This window comes from Kitasatospora sp. NPDC057518 (assembly GCF_042802075.1).
Classification (GTDB): domain Bacteria; phylum Actinomycetota; class Actinomycetes; order Streptomycetales; family Streptomycetaceae; genus Kitasatospora.
Map to the genome: position 1 here is coordinate 1 of NZ_JBHVEU010000172.1, position 16,943 is coordinate 16,943.

Sequence of the window (16,943 nt, forward strand, 5' to 3'; positions counted from 1 at the left end):
CCTGGGGCCCGTCCCGGGGGCCCGGGCCCCCGGGGGTGCGGGGGCGACGGGCCCCGGTGGGGGCGCGGGGTGCCTCTGGTGCCTCTAGTAGGCGGAGGAGGAGTGGGCGTCGAGCTGGTGGACCTCGTCGCCGCGCAGGGCCGGGGAGAAGACGCACACCAGGCGCAGGTCCTCCTCGGGGCTGGCGACGAGGTAGTGGGCGTCGTGCTCGTCGAGGGCGTAGAGGCGTCCGGGGGTGATGGGGTGGGAGGTGCCGTCCATGTCGATGACCTCGCCGGAGCCGGCGATGCAGTAGCAGGCCTCGAGGTGGTTGCGGTACTCCAGGCGGGACTTGGTGCCGGCGTTGACGACGGTGTCGGTGAGGCTGTAGCCGAGGCCGTCGCTCTCCACCAGGAAGCGGCGGGACAGGCCGTTGCCCCACTCGACGGTCTTCACGTCGGCCAGGTCGCGGATCAGCATGCGGGTTGTTCCTCTCGGGTCGTGGTGCCGGCGGGGGTGGTGCGGGTGCCGGTGGTGCCGGGGGTGGTGCCGGTGGTGCGGGGGGTGGTGCGGGGTCCGCCGGGCCGCTCCGGGAGGGCGGGGCGGGGGCGGAGGTCGGTGAGGTAGGCGCGCAACTCCGCCACGGGGTCGAGGCGTTCGGTCAGCGCGTGCTCGACGCGGGCGACGGCGGCGGAGCCGACGATCGCGGCGTCGGCTCCGGCGGCGGCGACGGCGGCCAGGTCGGCGGCGGCCTTGACGCCGAAGCCGACGGCGACGGGGGTCGCGGGGGCGGCGGTGCGCAGCGCGGTGACGGTGTCGGCGAGGGCGCGGTGGCCGTGTGCGGGGGTGGTGCCGGAGCGGCCGTAGTGGGCGACGAGGTAGACGTAGGCGTCGGTGGCGCCGTGGGCGGCGGCGGTGAGGACCTCGGGGGTGGAGGCGGGGTAGCAGGTGGTGACCTGGGGCAGGCCGGTGTGGTGCAGGGCGTGCTGCCAGGCGGGGCGCAGGCGCGGGGGCAGGGCGTGGACGAGCAGGGCGCGGGCTCCGGCGTCGCGGATGGCGGTGGCGGTGGCGGTGGGGTCGCGGTGGCGCAGGCTGTGGCTCCAGTCGGCGAGCAGGGCGACCTTGAGGTGGGTCAGGCGGGGGGTGAGGTCGGCGAGTTCGGCGAGGACGGTGTCCAGGGTGGTGCCGGCCGCCAGGGCGCGGGTGGCGGAGCGGCGGATGACGGGGCCGTCGGTGGGCGAGTCGGGGAAGGGGACGGCGAGTTCGAGGACGTCGACGCGCTGGTCGTCGAGCATGAGCGCGAGGTCGGTGAGGCGGCCGGCGGGGTCGCCGGCGTTGAGGAAGAGCGCCAGGCCCAGGTCGTCGCGGGGGAAGAGGGGGTCAGACACCGGCGGTCTCCCTGGGGCGGGTGGCCAGGCGCGTGGCCAGGGCGTGGGGGGCGCCGTCGGCGAGGGCGTCCAGGGCGGTGGTGTAGGCGGTGTGCCAGCGGGTGTGGCGGCCGGAGGCGAGGGCGAGGGCGGCGGCGTTGAGGGCGATGGTGTGGGTGGCGGTGGTTCCGGCGCGGCCGGCGAGGGCGCGTAGGAAGTGGCCGGTGAGGTCGTGGGGGTGGGGGGCGAGGTCGGCGAGGGTGCCTTCGGCGGGGGCGACGGCGCCGGCGGGCAGGTGGATGTCGCCGTCGGGGGTGTGGAGGGTGTTGTCGGCGAAGGGCAGGAGTTCGTCGGCGCCGGCGCTGTTGTGGGCGAGCCACACGGTGCGGGTGGTGGTGTTGGCGGCCTGGGGGCGCTGGGCGGCGAGGGCGGTGGGGGTGGCGGTGCCGGTGAGCTGGGCGGTGACGGGGACGGTGGCGAGCAGGGGGCCGAGGGTGTTGAGGAACGCGCCGAAGGGTTTGAGGGTGAGCGGGTAGAGGGTGCGGGCGAGGCGGGTGAGGGCGGGCGGGTAGACGTGGGGGCCGGCGAAGGCGATGTTGTGGCGGGCGAGGTGGTCGGCGGTGGCGGTGTGGCTGGAGGTGAGGGTGATGCCGAGGCGTTCGAGGAGGTCGACGGAGCCGGCGGCGCTGGTGTAGGCGCGGGAGCCGGTCTTGACGACGGGGATGCCGATGGCGGCGGCGGTGAGGGCGGCGGCGGTGGAGAGGTTGAAGGTGGCGGGTCCGCCGCCGGTGCCGACGATGTTGACGCTGCCGGGGTGGGCGGGGCCGGGGTCGGGGGTGCGTTCGGTGAGCGAGGTGTGCAGGGCGGTGAGGGTGTCGGGGTCGGGCAGGCGGGTGGTGAGGGCGGCCAGCAGGGCCGCTGCCTGGGCCCGGTCGCTGTCGGCCGGGCCCAGGGTGCGGTGTTCGAGCTGGTCCCACCACGAGCGCCAGGCCGCCAGGTCGACGGGGCGGGCGGCGAGGAGCGCGGTGAGGGCCTGGTGCATGGCTGTCAGCCGCCCACGGTGACGCCGGCCGCGGTGGCGGCGGTGGTGCGGCGTTCGGTGATGAAGGCGTCGATGGCGGCGACGGAGCGGAAGTTGTTGGGGTCGAGGTCGGTGTCGTCGACGGGGAGGGTGAAGTGGTCCTCGACCCAGGCGATGAGTTTGAGGACGCCGAGGCTGTCGATGACGCCGTCGGAGAGCAGGTCGTGGTCGTCGGCGAGCTGGTCGGGGGTGATGTCGGGCAGGAACTCGTCGATGAGGAACCGCTTGATCTGGGCGATGTTGCTCATGTCGGCAACTCCCTTGCGTCGGTGGCCTGGTGGCCGCTGGGTTGGGTTGGGTGGCGGTGCGGGTGGTGCGGGGTGTTACGGGGCGGGCAGGACGGCCTTGCGGTCGACCTTGCCGGTGGCGGTCTTGGGCAGGGGGGCGTCGTGGATGGCGAGCTTCTCGGGGACGGCGGCGCGTGGCAGGTTGCGGGCCAGGTGCTCGCGCAGGACGAGGCTGTTGAGGGTGGAGCCGGGGGTGCGCTGGACGGCGGCGTGCAGGCGTTTGCCGGTGAGCGGGTCGCTGGCGGCGGCGACGGCGGCTTCGCGCACGTCGGGGTGGGCGAGCAGGACGCGTTCGATCTCGGCGGTGTTGACGGCGACGCCGCGGACCTTGACCTGGAAGTCGGCGCGGCCGGTGAGGTGGACGCGTCCGGCCTCGTCGCGGGTGACGAGGTCGCCGGTGCGGAACCAGCGGCGGCCTTCGCCGGCGCCTTCGGGCTGGGTGGTGAAGCGTCCGGTGTCGCGGGAGCGGTCGAGGTAGCCGGCGGCCTGGAAGGGGGTGGAGACGTAGAGTTCGCCGCTGCCGGGGCCGTCCAGGGGGGTGCCGTCGGCGGTGGCGACCAGGGTGCGCACGCCGGGCAGCGGGGTGCCGATGGGCACGGGCAGGGCGGCGGCGGCGTCCAGGCGGTCCAGGCGGTGCAGGAAGCTGTCGTTGGTCTCGGTGCAGCCGTAGATGTTGTACAGCTCGGCGCCGGGCAGCAGGGCGGGCAGGGCGGCGAGGGTGCGGGCGTCGATGGCGTCGCCGGTGAACGCGGCGTGTTCGACGCTGTCCAGGACGTGGGCGGTTCCGGCGGCCTGGACGAGCAGGGCGTAGGCGAGGGGGACGGCCTGCAGGACGTGGGGGCGGTGGCGGATGAGCTGGGCGAGCAGGTGGCGGGCGTTGAGGGCGTGGGCGGGGTCGATGAGCAGGCAGGTGCCGCCGGCGGCGAGGGTGGCCCACACGTCGAGCAGGGCGAGGTCGAAGTTGAGGGGCGCGTAGTTGGCGACGGTGCGGCCGGGGCCGAGGTCGAAGGTGTCGTGGGCCCAGGCGGTGAAGCGGTCGACGGCGCCCTGCGCGAGGGGGACGATCTTGGGCAGGTCGGTGGAGCCGGAGGTGGTGAGCATGAAGGAGGTGCCGGCCGCGAGGGTGGGCACCGGGGCGGGGTGGGGCAGGGCGGGCAGCCGGGGGGCGTCCTGGCCCAGGGGGGCGAGCAGGCGCCGCGCGCCGGCCTGGGCGAAGAGGGCGGCCAGCAGGGCGGGGGCGAGCTGCGGGGAGGGCAGCAGGAAGGGGCGGCGCTCCATCAGGCAGGCCAGCACCAGGGCGACCGCGGCGGGTGACTTGACGGCGTACAGGCCCACCGGTTCGCCCGGTGCCAGGTCGAGGGCGTTCAGGCGGGCGCGTTCGGCGTCGGCGGCCTGCGCGAGCTCCCGGTAGCTGACGCTCTGGTCGTGCCAGAGCAGGGCGGGGGCGTCGGGGCGGGTGCGGGCGTGGGCGGTGAACGCGTCGGGCAGGGCGAGCGGCGGCAGCGCGGTGTCCTGGACGGGGCGGCCGAACGGGGCCGTGGTGGGGGTGGTGGTCATGGCGTTCACTCCCCCGCCGGTGCGATGCGCGCCCAGCCGGCCTTGACGGCGGTGCCGGCCTCGGTGGCGATGGTGAAGCGCACCACGGTGCCCCGGTCGTGGGGCTGGAGGGTCAGGCGCAGTTCGGTGCCGGGGCGGGTGGGGGCGGCGAAGCGGGCGCCGAGCGCGGTGACGCGGGCGGGGTCGCCGCCGGCGTGGCGGTCGGTGATCTCCTCGGCGGCCAGGGCGACGAGGTGCATGCCGTGGGCGATGACGCCGGGGAAGCCGGCCGCGCGGGCGGCGTCGTCGTCGAGGTGGATGGGGTTGAGGTCGCCGGAGGCGTGGGCGTAGGCGCGGGTGTCGCCGGCGTCCAGCACGTGGGTGAGGACCAGGGGCGGGCCGTCGGGCACGGAGCCGGGGTGGGCGGCTGGCGGCAGGGCGCCGTACGGCTCGGTGCCGGTGGCGCCCAGCAGGAGCGCGGCGGTGGCGAGGTCGGCGAGCGGGGCGCCGGTGGCCGCGTCGGTGAGGCGGGTGGTCAGGGCCAGGCGGGTGCCGCGGGCCTCGCGGCGCACGGCGGCGACCTCGACGGCGACGTCGACGTCCCCCGCCGTGAGCGGGGCGTGGGTGCGGATCTCCTGGGCGAGGTGGACCACGCCGGTGAACCCGTGGTCGCCGGCGGTCAGCGCGCCGACGGTGTGCTGGGCGAGGGCGTGGGCGGCGACGAAGGGGTGCGCGGGGCCGGCCCCGGCGCGGGCGGGGGCGCCCAGGCGGGCGCGGGCCGCGGCCCGGTAGGCGGCCAGGTCCCGGTCGGTGACGTGCAGGCGGGTGCGCGACACCGGCCCGGCGGGCGCGGTCACGGCGGGAGCAGCGGGTGCGGCCTGTCCGGCGGGGGCGGCTTGTGCGGCGGGTGCGGCGGGTGTGGTCGTGGGTGCGGTCATAGCGGGGTCACCACCAGGGTCGTGTTGTGGCCGCCGAAGCCGAACGAGTTGGACAGGGCCGCGCCGGCGCGCACCGGGCGCGGCGCGGTGTGCACGACGTCGAGGTCCAGGCCCTCTTCGGTCTTCTCGTGGTTGGCGGTGGGAGGGACGGTGCGGGCGTTCATGGCCTCGATGGCGGCGATCAGCTCGACGGCGCCGGCGGCGCCGATCAGGTGGCCGATGGCGCCCTTGGTGGAGGTGACCGGCACGCCGTGGGGGCCGAACACGGCGCGCAGGGCGGCGGCCTCGGCCCGGTCGTTGTGCACGGTGGAGGTGCCGTGGGCGTTGACGTGGGCGATGTCGCCGGGCGCGAGGGCCGCGTCGGCGAGGGCGGCGCGCATCGCGGCCACCGCGCCGGCGCCGTCGGGGCGCGGGTTGGACAGGTGGTAGGCGTCCGCGCTCGCGCCGTACCCGGCGAGCAGCGCGTACGGGGTGCGGCCGCGGGCCCGGGCGTCGTCCAGGCGTTCCAGGACGAGGAAGCCGGCGCCCTCGCCCATCACGAAGCCGTCGCGGTCGGTGTCGAAGGGCCGTGAGGCGCGCCGGGGTTCGTCGTTGCGCAGGGAGTGCGCGCCGAGGTTGCCGAACGCGGCCAGGGTGACGGGGGTGAGGGTGGCCTCGCAGCCGCCGGCGATCACCACGTCGGCGCGCCCGGTCTCCAGCAGCAGGGCGCCGTGGCCGATCGCGTCCGCACCGGAGGCGCAGGTGGTGGCGATCGTCAGGGCCGGCCCGTTCCAGTGCAGGCGCATCGCGATCTGGGCGGCGGCCGCGTTGGGCATGGTGACCAGCGGCATCAGCGGGGAGACCCGCAGCGGCCCGTGCTCGGTGTACAGCGCGGACTCGCGGTCGCTGGTGGTGCGTCCGCCCACGGCGGTGCCCACCACGATGGCGCTGCGCCCGGGTTCGGGTTCGGGGCGTCCGGCGTCGGCGTGGGCGGCGAGTGCGGCGAGGGTGCCGTAGTGGGCGAACGGGTCCAGGCGGCGGGCGTCCTTGGCGGGGACGAGGTCGTTGTCGGGCAGGTCGGTGACCTTGCAGCCCAGGCGCACCCGGTGGCGGGCCAGGGCGGGGTCGGTGAGGGCGGTGGCGGTGGAGCGCCCGGAGGCGACAGTGCGCCAGAGGTCCTCGACGGTGTGGCCGGCGGGGCTGACCACGCCGAGGCCGGTGACGGCGATCGGCGGCCGGTGGTGGGGGGCCATGGCTTCGTCTCCTTAGCGCGGTCGCGCGGGCGGCCCGGCGGTGGCAGCGGGGGCGGGGCGGGCCGGTCTGGGCCGGCCGGTCGGATCAGGCGGGCCGGTCCGGCCGGGCAGGCCGGATCAGGCGGGCGGGGCGGGCCGGATCGGTCGGGCCGGGCGGGTCAGATCAGGCCGGTCTGGGCGGCGGCGGTCAGGAACGCCTCGGCGGCGAAGTCGATGTCGGCGGCGGTGTGGCGGGCGGTGACGGCGATGCGCAGCCGGGCGAGGTCGTTGGGCACGGCGGGGGTGACGACGGGCAGGCCGATGACGCCGGCCTTGCGGCAGGCGGTGGCGTAGTCGTAGGCGGCGTCGTCGCTGCCGGCGATGACGGGCAGGACGGCGGTGGTGGAGTCCATGGTGGAGATGCCGGCGTCGTTGAGGCGGGTGCGCAGGCGCTGGGCCTGGGTCTGGGTGTGGGTGACGCGCTCGGGTTCGCGGCGCAGGATGCGCAGGGACTCCAGGGCGGCGCCGGTCTGGGCGGGGCCGAGGGCGGCGGAGAACAGGAACGGGCGGGCGGCGTAGCGCAGGTGGCCGATGAGGTCGTGGCTGCCGGCGATCCAGCCGCCCATGGAGGGGATGGCCTTGGAGAGGGTGCCGAGTTTGACGTCGACGCGGACCTTGTGGTCGAAGTGCTCCTCGATGCCGCCGCCGGTCTTGCCGATGACGCCCAGGGCGTGGGCCTCGTCGACCATGAGGAGGGCGTCGTAGCGGTCGCAGACCTCGCGCAGTTCGGGCAGCGGGGCGATGTCGCCGTCCATGGAGTAGACGCTGTCGACGATGACCAGGCGCACGCCGGTGGGGGCGGCGGCCTTGAGGCGGCGCTCGAGGTGGTCGACGTCGTTGTGGCGGAAGCGGGTGACGGTGGCACCCGACAGGCGGCAGCCGTCGACGATGGAGGCGTGGTCGTACTTGTCGATCAGGACGGTGTCGCCCTGGCCGACGAGGGCGCCGACGGTGCCGACGTTGGCGGCGTAGCCGGAGCCGAAGACCAGGGCGCGTTCGCGGCCGGCGAAGCGGGCGACCTCGGCTTCGAGTTCCTCGTGCAGGGGGATGGTGCCGGCCAGGGCGCGCACGCCGTGGTTGCCGGTGCCGTAGACGTCGACGGCGGCCTTGGCGGCGGCCACGACGCGTTCGTCGCCGGCCAGGCCGAGGTAGCTGTAGCCGGACATCATGAGCAGGCGCTCGCCGTCGAGGTCGCAGTAGGCGCTGTCGCGTTCCATGGTGTAGGCGACGAAGCTGTTGCGCCGGGAGGGGTCGGACTCCAGTGCGGCCACGCGGGCGTTCGTTGCGGCGAGCTTCGGCTCCAGGCGGTCCCATGCTCCGGTGGCGTTCACGGGTTTCTCCTTCACGGCGTCACGGTGTTCACGGCTTTTCACGGTTGTTCGCGGCTGTTTCGCGGTTGCGTGCGGCTGTTTCGCGGTTGTTCGGGGCTTTTCGCGGCTCGGGGTGTTTCTCGAAGCCTTCACGCGGGGTGCTCAAGGATGGCTACATTTCTACGGCAGGATGCGCAAGGCGTCCGCAATAGGCGCTTTCCTGGCCTGCGGGAACGCTCTGACGTGCGGAAACCTTGCGTCCACGACGCATTGACCGGCCGGTGGGTATGTTTCCGCAACCGGTGTTGACACCGCGCGATGCGGCGAATGTATGGTCGAAATCCGCCGAAACCGAACGGCTGGTCGGCGGTTTATTGTTCCGATCCGCAATTTCCCACGCCGACGGCCGGAACGGGCCGTCACTTCCGCTTTGGCTCGAGGGGGTTGGAGCTCGTGTTGAAAGGCTTCAGGGAAGACGGTCCGTCCGGTAGATCGGGGGCCCGCGCATGCTGATCCGCCTGACCGGTCTGGTGGCCGTCGAGCACGAGGACGGCGCCCCGCAGCACCTGTCCAGCGCCCAGGCCCAGGTGGCGTTCGCCCGCCTGGTGCTGGAGCGCTCCAGCGGCACCAGCCGCGACCAGCTGGCCGACACCATCTGGCCCGACGGCCTGCCCGACACCTGGGCCTCCGCGCTGCGCAGCGTGGTGAGCCGGGTGCGGGCGTTCGTCACCGATCCGGGGCAGGGGCCCGGTGCGACCCCGCTGATCTCCCAGGGCGGGCGGTACGTGCTGCGGCTGCCCGCGGACGCGGCGGTGGACCTGGAGGCGGCGGCCTCGGCGGTCGGCGAGGCCGGCGAGGCGCTGGCCTCGGGCGGCCACGCGGTGGCGCAGCAGCTGGCCGCGGGGGCGCTGGCGAACCTGCGCGGGGCGTTCCTGCCCGACCACGAGGGCGAGTGGGCGCAGGGGGTGCGCGAGCACGTGGAGGAGCTGCGCATCAGCGCGTTGGAGACCGCGAGCCTGGCGGCGTCGGCGCTGGGCGAGGAGCACCACGCGCTGCGCTGGGCGGACGAGGCGGTGCGCCGGGCGCCGTTCCGGGAGAGCGCCTACCGCTGCCGGATGGAGGCGCTGGCCGCCTCCGGCAACCGGGCGGAGGCGCTGCGCTGCTACCAGCAGCTGCGTCAGGTGCTGGCCGAGGAGCTGGGCATCGACCCGGCCGCCGAGACCCAGGAGCTCTACCTGGCGATGCTGCGCTCCCCCGTGCCGGCGGCGCCGGCGCCGGCGGCGGTGCGGGCGGTGGACCCGGTGCTGATGGGGATCTTCGAGCCGCTGGCGCTGACCCGTCTGGCCCGGGCGGCGCCGGCGCCGGTGCGCGCGGCCTGAGCCCGGGGCCCCGCGCCTGCGCCCGCGCCTGCCGCTGCCGTTGTGCCGCTGCGGCGTGCCCCGCCGGTCCCCGGTCCGGCGGGGCGCGCCGCCTGCCTCCGCGGGCCCTCTCCTTCCGGCCGTCCTCGGCCGCGCGCCGCCGCGCCCGGCGGCCTTCGGCGGTCCCCGGTCGTCCTCGGCGGCCCTTTGCGGGGCCTCTCCCCCGTGCCGCCCGCCACGACGCACCTCCTCTTTTCCCCTCCGTGCCGCGCCGCGCATCCCCTCTTTCCCGGCCGTCCTCGGCCGCGCGCCGTCGTGCCCGGCGCTCCCGCGCGGCCCGCGGCCGGCCCCCGTGCCGGGCGGCGGGGCGTGTTGCGCGGGTGTTGCGGTGGGTGTGGGCGGCGGGTGGGGCGCGGGGGCGGTCCGGGGGTCCGGCGCGCCTCCCGGGGGCGGAGGCCGGGGGCCGGGCGATCGTCCCTGGTAGCGTCGTGCTCGTGAAGTCGCGCACACGGCGCGGTTTTTGACTGTCGGACAGACGGGGGTCGAGTGTTGGGAAGGGGTGGTGGGTGTGGGGCGGGCACGCGTGGCGGCGCGGGTGATCGTGCACCCTGGTGTGGAGGACGTGAGCGTCCAGCAGGTGCTGGAGGCGCTCGCTGATCCGGCCCGCAGGACGGTGGTGCGCACGCTCGCGCACTCGGGAGCCGATCTCAGCTGCGGTTCCTTCGACCTGCCGGTGGGGCGTTCGACCTCCAGCCACCACTTCAGCGTGCTGCGCGAGGCGGGGCTGCTGCGCCAGTACTACGTGGGCACCACCAAGATGAACGCGCTGCGCAGCGAGGAGTTGGAGCGGCGGTTCCCGGGGCTGCTGGCGGCGGTGGTGGCCGCCGCCGACGCGGAGGCCCGCCGGGCCCCGGGGGCCTGAGGGCCCGCCGGCCCCCGGCGGGGGCGGTTCGGCCTCCGGTGGTGGTTCAGTCGCCGACGGTCAGGACGATCTTGCCGATCTGGGTGCCGGCCTCCAGGTAGCGGTGGGCCTCGGCGACGGTGTCGAGGCCTTCGAAGACGCGGTCGACGGCGGGGGTGAAGGAGCCGTCGGCCAGGCCGGCGGTGACGAACGCGTGGGCGCGGCGCAGGCGTTCGTCGTCCCGGGTGACCTCGTGCATGGAGAAGAAGCGGCTGGTGACGGGGGCGAAGGTGTCCTGGCCGGGCATCGGGGTGTCGCGGGGGTCGAGGCGGCCGTAGACGGTCAGGCGTCCGCCGGGGGCCAGGGTGCGGGCGAGGGTCAGGACGCCGGGTCCGGCGACGGGGTCGAGGACGGTGCGCACGCCGGATCCGCCGGTGGCCGCGTCGACGCGGGCGAGGAGGTCGTCCTCGCCGGTGACGACGACCTCGGCGGCGCCGGCGTCCAGCAGGTGCCGGGCCTTGGCGCGGGTGCGGGTGGTGGCGATCGGGTGGGCGCCCAGGCGGCGGGCGGTGCGGATGGCGGCCAGGCCCACGCCGGAGGCGGCGGCGGTGATCAGCACGTGGTCGCCGGGGCGCAGGTGGCCGTCCTCGGCGAGGGCGCCGTAGGCGGTGAGGTAGGGCATCCACACGGCGGCGCCCTGGGCGGGGGTGAGGCCGGCGGGGTGGGGGACGGCGGCGCGGGCGGGGACCAGGACGTGGGTGCCGTAGACGCCGTAGTCGTTCTGGGAGAACGCGGGCACGGTGTCGACGAGGTCGCCGGGCGTGAAGGCGGTGACGCCCTCGCCGACGGCCTCCACGGTGCCGCTGGCCTCGTAGCCGAGGGTGGCGGGCAGGCGCGGCCGCTCCAGGTAGGTGCCGGCGCGGAAGAGGGCCTCGGCGCGGTTGAGGCCGATCGCGGCCACGCGCAGGCGCAGTTCGCCGGGCCCGGGTTCGGGCAGGGCGCGCTCGCGTACGGCCAGTACCTCCGGTCCTCCGGTGGTCTCGAAGACGACGGTCCTGGGCATGGCGGGCCCCTCCCCCTGGGTGCGGTGCGGATCGGCGTCCAGCCAACCCCGGGCGCGCCCCGCCTGTCAAACTTCGACGCCTGTCGGAATAGGGGGCTTCTGTCCGTGGTTGTACGGGAGTTGACTCTTCGTCAGGCCTGCTCGGGGCGGGTCGGGCGGGGGTGGGGCGTAGGCTTGCCGTCCATGATCGACGGTGGGGACTGGGGCCAGGGGTGGGACGGCACGCGCCGGTGGGTGGAGGGGCTCCTCGCGCCCGGTGAGCGCGTCACGGCGGTGAGCGCGCTCACCGGCGGGTGGACCTCGCGGATGCGCCGCGTGGACGTGGAGCGCCCGGGTGGCGCGGGCCCGTACGCGCTGGTGCTGCGCTCCTTCGTCAAGCCGTTCTACCGCCGCCACGCCCCGGGGCTGCTGGCCCGCGAGGCGGCGGTGCTGCGCCTGCTGGAGGGCGGCGGCGTCCCGGCGGCGCGCCTGCGCGCGGTGGACGGGTCGGGGGCGGTGTGCGAGCACCCGTCGCTGCTGATGACGCACCTGCCCGGCACCGTGCGGGTGGCCGAGGACGGGGAGGCGGGGCGGCGCGCGGGCCTGCTGGCCGCGCAGCTGGCCGCCGTGCACGCCCTCGACGTCGCCGAGGGCGACCGGCCGCGCGCCTGGCAGGCGTGGACGGCCCCCGAGCGCGTGGAGGTGCCCGGGGGCACCGCCCGCGCCGGGCTGTGGCGGCGGGCGGTGGAGGTGATCGGCGGCGCGGTGCCCGCGCACCGCTCCTGCTTCCTGCACCGCGACTTCCACCCCGGCAACGTGCTGTTCACCGGCGCGGGCGCCGACCTGGCCGTCAGCGGGGTCGTCGACTGGGTGGAGACGTCCTGGGGGCCGGCCGACCTGGACGTCGCCCACTGCTCCACCGCCCTGGCCCTGCTGCACGGCCCCGAGGCGGGCCTGGCCTTCGCCGACCGCTACACCGCCGCCGGCGGCCGCACCCTCGCCGGCGGCCGCGACCACCTGTACTGGCGGCTGCTGGACGCCCTCGCCTTCGCCCCGGACGCCCGGAAGGTCGCCGAGCCCTGGCGCGAGCTGGGACGCGCCGACCTGACGCCCGCCGTGCTGACGGGACGCCTGGAGGACTACCTGCAGGCCCTGTTCGACCGCTACGCCTGAACCCGCCCGCGCCCCGGACACCCCGGGGTCCGGGGCGCGGGGTGCCCGGGCGGGTGCCGCGGTGCCGCCGCGACGCGGGCGGCGGGACGTGCCGCCGGCGCGTCAGCGGGCCGGGTACCACGCGCGGTACATGTCCAGGACGCGGTCGGCGGGCAGGGCGGGCATCTGCGTGACGAGGCCGTTGCGGCGGTCCACGACCAGGCAGCCCGCGCCCACGTTCGCGAGCGGGTCCGGGTCGGCGAAGACCGGGAAGGCCGGCCAGCCGAGCTCGAACTCCCGGAGCACGACGTCCACCGCGCCGAGGGGGCCGCCCCGGACGGCGCGGTGGCGGGCCAGGTCGCGGGCCCTGGCCTCGTCCGCCGGTTCGCCGGGGGGAAGCGGGGCCGGCGCGGCCGGGTCGAGGCGCCTCGGGCGCCGGCCCTCGACCAGGGCGACCAGGGCGCCGTCGAAGGAGTCGGCGACCTTCCACAGGTCGCCCCAGAACAGGTGGACGGCGCCCTCGGCGTCCATCGCGAGCCGCCCGCGTCCCAGGTCGTACTCCCCGACGGGCACCAGGTCCGGGCCGTACCTCGCGCCGTAGGCGCGCAGGCTCCGGTCCGCGTGGAGCCCGACCCCGGGATCGATCCGAAACGGCATCCGGGACATGTCCGCACCCGGCCCGTACTGGTGGACGGTCATGCCGCCGAACTCCCGCAGCACGGCCATCACGGGGGCCGGGACGTACGCGGCCGGGTCCCCCCACGAGCGCAGCCGGGCCCGCAGTTCGCGCTCGGGCAGGCGGACGCCCTCGTACCAGCCGGCCGCGGTCAGGGCGTGGAGGACGGGGGCGGGGAAACGGGACGTCACAGCGCGGGCACCTCCACGACCCGCACGCCGAGCGCGTCGAGCGCGGGTGCGCACGACGAGCAGGGCGGGATCGGGCGCTCGTGCGCCGGATCGCCTGGCTCGCGCAGCAGGATGCCCGCGATCACCGCCCCGGACAGCAGCAGGCCCATGCGCTCGATGACCCGGTCGTGCCCGGGGTCGTGGACGCCTTCGGCGACGAGCGCCGCCCGCGCCTCGGCGGCGACCCGCGACAGCAGGACGACCTCCGGGCAGCGCCCGTGGAACAGCGAGCGCATCGCGGGCGCGGTCCGGTCCAGCAGGCTCCGCACGGCCGGGTGCGCGTCCGTCGTGGCGGTGTGCGTGCTGGTCGCCGTCACCGCCTCGGCCCCGGGGCGCAGCAGTGCGGCGCCGACGCCCGGCGGTATGTCGTCGTCGGACATGGTGCGGCATCAACTCGTCTCGTGTCGTGGCCGGGTGCGGCGCGCGGGAGCGCCGCGACGGCCGGTGGCGGGGGCCGGTGACACGGTAGCGGTGGTCCGCGGCGGGCCGCCGGGGTTCCCGCGTGCGGGCCGCGCGGGCGGTGCGGGTACGGCCGGGGGTCGGGGGCCGGCGGGCGGGTGCGCCCCCTGCCCGGGGCGGGGCAGGGGGCGCGGGCCGGCGGGGCCGGTCAGGGGGCCGGGGCGGGCCGGGGCTCCTCGTGCCGCGGCTCGTCGTGCCGCGACTGCTGGTCGGGCTGCGGCTGGTCGGGCTGCCGGGGCGGGTCCAGGCGGCGGCGCAGGAGGACGGCGGCCAGGGCGGCGGCGGCGAGGGCGGCGCCGGCCAGGGGCAGGTGGCGGGGGCCGGCGGTGGTGACGACGGCTCCGCCGAGGGTGGTGCCCAGGGTGATGCCGAGGTTGGAGAAGGAGATGAAGAGGCTGTTGCCGAACTCGGGGGCGTCGGTGGCGTCGCGGGCGAGCCAGGCCTGGGCGACGGCGAGGCCGCCGGAGTGGACGGCGCCCCAGAGCAGGACGGCGGCGAGCATGGGCAGGGGGTGGGGGCCGGCGGCGTCGACCAGGAGGTAGAGGGCGAGGTAGAGGAGCGGGTAGGCGGTGACGGTGCGTACGAGGCCGCGTTCCAGCAGGCGGCCGAAGAGGATGTTGCCGGCGGTCATGACGACGCCGAAGGCCATCAGGACGGGGCCGGTGAGGGAGGGGGCGAGGCCGGTGACGCGTCCCAGGTACTCGGCGATGTAGCCGTAGCCGCTGAACATCGCGGCGAACACCAGGGTGACGGCGGCGACGGCCAGCCACAGCCGGGGCCGGCGCAGGATGCCCAGCTGTCCGGCGTAGGTGGGCGGCGCGGTGTCGGGCAGGTCGGGGAAGAAGGCGAGGACGCCGGCGCAGGCGAGGAGGTTGACGGCGCCGGCGGCCCAGAACGCGGCGGGCAGGGAGATGTGCTCGGCGAGGTAGGAGGTGACGGGCACGCCGAACGCGAAGCCGGCGCTGACGCCGGCGAAGACGGTGGTGGCGGCGCGGGCGGCCTTGCCGGGCGCGGCCAGGCGGGTGGCGGCGGTCAGGGCGAGGGCGAAGAAGACGGGGTGGAGCAGCGCGGGCAGGATCCGGAACGCCAGGACGAGCGGGAAGGAGTGGCCGAGCGCGTAGACGGCGTTGGAGACGGCGAAGAGGGCGAGCGCCGCGGCCAGGACGGTCTTGCGGCGCAGCCGGGAGGCGAGCAGGACGCCGACGGGGCCGGTGGCGGCGACGGTGAGGGCGAAGGCGCCGACCAGCCATCCGGCGGCGGCGGGGGTGACGTGCAGGCGTTCGGCCAGGGAGGGCAGGACGCCGACGACGCCCATCTCGGTGGTGATGATGCCGAACACGCCCAGTGCCAGGACCGGGACGGCCAGGGCGTTTCGGGCGGGAGCGGTGCGTGGCACGACAGCCTCCATTGGATACACAAATCTAGATAGTTGGATGCGTTTGGGTCGAAGAAAAGGGGGCGCCGGGCGGGCGCCCCCCGAAGCGGGGTGGGGCGGGGTCAGAGTTCGTCGCGCACGTACGCGGCGAAGGCGGCGATGGTCTCCTCGTCGCGCCGGTAGAACGTCCACTTGCCGACGCGCTCGGACACCAGCAGCCCGGCCTCGCGCAGGATCTGGAGGTAGCCGGAGACCACCGACTGGGACAGCCCCGAGCGCTCCTGGATGTCGGTGACGCACACGCCGATGTGGAAGCCGACGCCGCGCTCGCGGTAGTACGGCTCGTCGAAGTAGCGCTCGGGCGTCTTGAGCCAGCGCAGGAAGTCCGCGCGCGCCGGGTTGGCGAGCGCCTTGTGTACGGCCAGCGGGTCCAGGTCCACCGCACACGCTCCTTCCGCCGTCCGGCCCCTCGGGGACGTATCTAATATTCTGGATACGATCCGGGGTGTCAAGGCGGGGCGCCCTCGGGGGCCGTGCGGGGCGGGGGTCAGTGGTACTGGGCGATCTGGAGGAGGTTGCCGCAGGTGTCGTCCAGGACGGCGGTGGTCACCGGCCCCATGGCCAGCGGCGCCTGGGTGAAGCGCACGCCCAGGGCGCGCAGGCGCTCGTACTCGGCGTGCACGTCGTCCACGGCGAAGGAGGTGGCGGGGATGCCGTCGGCGGCCAGGGCCGCGACGTAGGCCCTGGCGGCGGGGTGCCGGTCGGGCTCCAGGAGCAGCTCGGTGCCGTCGGGCTGTTCGGGCGACACGACGGTGAGCCAGCTGTGGTCGCCGAGCGGGACGTCGGCCTTCTTCACGAACCCCAGCACGTCGGTGTAGAAGCGCAGGGCCTTGTCCTGGTCGTCGACGAAGACGCTGGCCAGGTTGATCCTCACGGGGGGCTCCCTCGGGTGGTTCGGGCCCGGGTGGTTCGGGCCCGGGCGGGCGGGTGGGCGGCGGTGCGCGCGGGCGGGCGGGGCCGCGCGGCGCGTTTCGCACTCCACCGTCGGCCACCGCCCGGCCGCGGGCAAGCCGCGCGGGCCGCGGGGCGGGGTGGGACGGGCCGCGGACTGACGGGTCGCCAGCCGGCGGGCGGTGCGCGCCGGGCGACAGGCGGGCGGCGGGCGGTGCGCGCCGGGCGGCGCGCGGCCCGGGGCCGTGGTGGCGCGGGTGGCACGGCGGCGCGCCGGTGGTTCACTCGCACGAGTGATTGTGACGCTGTGCGCAACGGCGGACACTCTGGGTATCCGGAGGGCTCGTGGGGGGCCCTCCCGGCGCAGGGAGTGCCGCCATGGCCGCAGTCGAACCTTCCGCCTCCGAGGTCCCGCAGATCACGCACAGCTCGCTGCCCGCCGGCCGGAACGAGGGCCTCGCGGCCATCGGCGGCAACGTCGGCTCCGTGAACCGGGCCTGGTGGACGTGGAGCCCGGGCAACGGGACCTTCAACCTCCAGCTGTCCTGGAACGTCATCGGGATCGACTCGACGGTCGTCATCACGGCCTCCGAGATCGACTCCAACGGCAACCGGTTCGTCGGCGCCGCGGCCTTCCAGGTCTCGAGCATCGCCCCGGGCAACGGCGTGGTGACCTTCAAGATCAGCATCGGGTGGAACAGCCCGCTGCCGATGCGCACCGACGTCGTGGTCTTCAACTGAACCGGCCGCCCGGACCGGCGCCCGCACCCGTACGGTGACGGCCCGTCCGGCAGGCGCCCGCCCCGTGGCACCCGCGGACCCCTCCGCGGGCACCGCGGGGCGGGCGCCTTGCCGGGTGCCCCGGAGCGTCCGGGCGGACGGCGGCCGCGCGAGTCCCCCGTCGGGGCCGGAGCGGCCGGGGGCCGCCCGGCGCCGCAGGAGTCAGGCCGTGGCGGGGGCGCCGCCGGGGGCGGGGGTGCGCACGACGGCGTCCAGGGCCGGGGCGATGACGGCGAAGCAGCTCCCGGTC

Annotated in this window: 18 protein-coding genes; 4 read left to right on the forward strand and 14 right to left on the reverse strand. The window is 76.2% G+C overall.

Annotated features, from left to right (window positions below; genetic code table 11):
* Positions 1-84: 84 nt before the first annotated feature.
* From ACFU7Z_RS19205 to ACFU7Z_RS19240, 8 genes are all read right to left on the reverse strand, one after another.
* Positions 85-459: an ectoine synthase gene (locus ACFU7Z_RS19205; RefSeq protein WP_049656703.1), complete on the reverse strand. Its 375-nt coding sequence runs from the start codon at positions 457-459 to the stop codon at positions 85-87.
* Complete coding sequence (gene trpA, locus ACFU7Z_RS19210; RefSeq protein ID WP_380778411.1) at positions 453-1,367, reverse strand: tryptophan synthase subunit alpha; 915 nt, start codon at positions 1,365-1,367, stop codon at positions 453-455. Before trpA ends, ACFU7Z_RS19205 begins: the two co-directional genes overlap by 7 nt.
* Positions 1,360-2,388, reverse strand: a complete 1,029-nt coding sequence (locus ACFU7Z_RS19215; protein WP_380778413.1) for a hypothetical protein — start codon at positions 2,386-2,388, stop codon at positions 1,360-1,362. Before ACFU7Z_RS19215 ends, trpA begins: the two co-directional genes overlap by 8 nt.
* Positions 2,389-2,393: 5 nt before the next feature.
* A complete protein-coding gene (locus ACFU7Z_RS19220; RefSeq protein WP_049656700.1) occupies positions 2,394-2,675 on the reverse strand; it encodes an acyl carrier protein in 282 nt (93 codons plus the stop codon).
* A 75-nt stretch (positions 2,676-2,750) separates the two neighbouring features.
* Positions 2,751-4,271 (reverse strand): AMP-binding protein, encoded by a 1,521-nt coding sequence (locus ACFU7Z_RS19225; RefSeq protein ID WP_380778415.1) that lies wholly within the window; start codon positions 4,269-4,271, stop codon positions 2,751-2,753.
* A 5-nt stretch (positions 4,272-4,276) separates the two neighbouring features.
* On the reverse strand, positions 4,277-5,188 hold the full coding sequence (locus ACFU7Z_RS19230; RefSeq protein WP_380778417.1) for a MaoC family dehydratase: 912 nt from the start codon (positions 5,186-5,188) through the stop codon (positions 4,277-4,279).
* The gene (locus ACFU7Z_RS19235; protein ID WP_049659472.1) at positions 5,185-6,420 is read right to left on the reverse strand and encodes a beta-ketoacyl synthase; all 1,236 of its coding nucleotides are present in this window, start codon (positions 6,418-6,420) and stop codon (positions 5,185-5,187) included. The genes ACFU7Z_RS19230 and ACFU7Z_RS19235 overlap by 4 nt, the downstream gene beginning before the upstream one ends.
* A gap of 158 nt (positions 6,421-6,578) precedes the next feature.
* On the reverse strand, positions 6,579-7,790 hold the full coding sequence (locus ACFU7Z_RS19240) for an aminotransferase class I/II-fold pyridoxal phosphate-dependent enzyme (RefSeq protein ID WP_049659474.1): 1,212 nt from the start codon (positions 7,788-7,790) through the stop codon (positions 6,579-6,581).
* Between the two features lie 485 nt (positions 7,791-8,275).
* Here ACFU7Z_RS19240 and ACFU7Z_RS19245 point away from each other — a divergent pair, with 485 nt between their 5' ends.
* Together ACFU7Z_RS19245 and ACFU7Z_RS19250 are read left to right on the forward strand one after the other, a co-directional pair.
* Positions 8,276-9,148, forward strand: coding sequence for a BTAD domain-containing putative transcriptional regulator (locus ACFU7Z_RS19245; RefSeq protein WP_380740881.1), 873 nt, complete (start codon positions 8,276-8,278; stop codon positions 9,146-9,148).
* A gap of 547 nt (positions 9,149-9,695) precedes the next feature.
* The gene (locus ACFU7Z_RS19250) at positions 9,696-10,049 is read left to right on the forward strand and encodes a helix-turn-helix transcriptional regulator (protein ID WP_049660701.1); all 354 of its coding nucleotides are present in this window, start codon (positions 9,696-9,698) and stop codon (positions 10,047-10,049) included.
* 46 nt (positions 10,050-10,095) lie between these two features.
* Here ACFU7Z_RS19250 and ACFU7Z_RS19255 read toward each other — a convergent pair whose 3' ends face one another.
* Complete coding sequence (locus tag ACFU7Z_RS19255; RefSeq protein WP_380778420.1) at positions 10,096-11,091, reverse strand: zinc-dependent alcohol dehydrogenase family protein; 996 nt, start codon at positions 11,089-11,091, stop codon at positions 10,096-10,098.
* A 183-nt stretch (positions 11,092-11,274) separates the two neighbouring features.
* On the opposite strand from ACFU7Z_RS19255, the gene ACFU7Z_RS19260 reads away from it, so the two are divergent.
* On the forward strand, positions 11,275-12,243 hold the full coding sequence (locus ACFU7Z_RS19260) for a phosphotransferase family protein (RefSeq protein WP_380778422.1): 969 nt from the start codon (positions 11,275-11,277) through the stop codon (positions 12,241-12,243).
* 102 nt (positions 12,244-12,345) lie between these two features.
* Here ACFU7Z_RS19260 and ACFU7Z_RS19265 read toward each other — a convergent pair whose 3' ends face one another.
* From ACFU7Z_RS19265 to ACFU7Z_RS19285, 5 genes are all read right to left on the reverse strand, one after another.
* The gene (locus ACFU7Z_RS19265; protein WP_380778424.1) at positions 12,346-13,089 is read right to left on the reverse strand and encodes an SUKH-3 domain-containing protein; all 744 of its coding nucleotides are present in this window, start codon (positions 13,087-13,089) and stop codon (positions 12,346-12,348) included.
* Complete coding sequence (locus tag ACFU7Z_RS19270; protein ID WP_049660792.1) at positions 13,086-13,508, reverse strand: YwqJ-related putative deaminase; 423 nt, start codon at positions 13,506-13,508, stop codon at positions 13,086-13,088. Before ACFU7Z_RS19270 ends, ACFU7Z_RS19265 begins: the two co-directional genes overlap by 4 nt.
* Positions 13,509-13,735: 227 nt before the next feature.
* Positions 13,736-14,983, reverse strand: coding sequence for an MFS transporter (locus ACFU7Z_RS19275; RefSeq protein ID WP_380778426.1), 1,248 nt, complete (start codon positions 14,981-14,983; stop codon positions 13,736-13,738).
* Positions 14,984-15,084: 101 nt separating this feature from the next.
* Positions 15,085-15,402, reverse strand: a complete 318-nt coding sequence (locus tag ACFU7Z_RS19280) for a helix-turn-helix transcriptional regulator (protein ID WP_198959518.1) — start codon at positions 15,400-15,402, stop codon at positions 15,085-15,087.
* A gap of 107 nt (positions 15,403-15,509) precedes the next feature.
* Complete coding sequence (locus ACFU7Z_RS19285; RefSeq protein WP_049660971.1) at positions 15,510-15,896, reverse strand: VOC family protein; 387 nt, start codon at positions 15,894-15,896, stop codon at positions 15,510-15,512.
* 395 nt (positions 15,897-16,291) lie between these two features.
* Between ACFU7Z_RS19285 and ACFU7Z_RS19290 the strand changes: the two genes are divergently transcribed.
* On the forward strand, positions 16,292-16,654 hold the full coding sequence (locus ACFU7Z_RS19290; protein ID WP_380778428.1) for a hypothetical protein: 363 nt from the start codon (positions 16,292-16,294) through the stop codon (positions 16,652-16,654).
* Positions 16,655-16,943: the final 289 nt, after the last annotated feature.

What these genes read in the sequence shown, in the direction of transcription:
- ACFU7Z_RS19225 (WP_380778415.1), bottom strand. Translation starts at nt 4,271, where the DNA reads ATGACCACCACCCCCACCACGGCCCCGTTCGGCCGCCCCGTCCAGGAC.
- ACFU7Z_RS19270 (WP_049660792.1), bottom strand. Translation starts at nt 13,508, where the DNA reads ATGTCCGACGACGACATACCGCCGGGCGTCGGCGCCGCACTGCTGCGC.
- ACFU7Z_RS19215 (WP_380778413.1), bottom strand. Translation starts at nt 2,388, where the DNA reads ATGCACCAGGCCCTCACCGCGCTCCTCGCCGCCCGCCCCGTCGACCTG.
- ACFU7Z_RS19205 (WP_049656703.1), bottom strand. Translation starts at nt 459, where the DNA reads ATGCTGATCCGCGACCTGGCCGACGTGAAGACCGTCGAGTGGGGCAAC.
- ACFU7Z_RS19235 (WP_049659472.1), bottom strand. Translation starts at nt 6,420, where the DNA reads ATGGCCCCCCACCACCGGCCGCCGATCGCCGTCACCGGCCTCGGCGTG.
- ACFU7Z_RS19255 (WP_380778420.1), bottom strand. Translation starts at nt 11,091, where the DNA reads ATGCCCAGGACCGTCGTCTTCGAGACCACCGGAGGACCGGAGGTACTG.
- ACFU7Z_RS19220 (WP_049656700.1), bottom strand. Translation starts at nt 2,675, where the DNA reads ATGAGCAACATCGCCCAGATCAAGCGGTTCCTCATCGACGAGTTCCTG.
- ACFU7Z_RS19245 (WP_380740881.1), top strand. Translation starts at nt 8,276, where the DNA reads ATGCTGATCCGCCTGACCGGTCTGGTGGCCGTCGAGCACGAGGACGGC.
- ACFU7Z_RS19260 (WP_380778422.1), top strand. Translation starts at nt 11,275, where the DNA reads ATGATCGACGGTGGGGACTGGGGCCAGGGGTGGGACGGCACGCGCCGG.
- ACFU7Z_RS19230 (WP_380778417.1), bottom strand. Translation starts at nt 5,188, where the DNA reads ATGACCGCACCCACGACCACACCCGCCGCACCCGCCGCACAAGCCGCC.
- ACFU7Z_RS19290 (WP_380778428.1), top strand. Translation starts at nt 16,292, where the DNA reads ATGGCCGCAGTCGAACCTTCCGCCTCCGAGGTCCCGCAGATCACGCAC.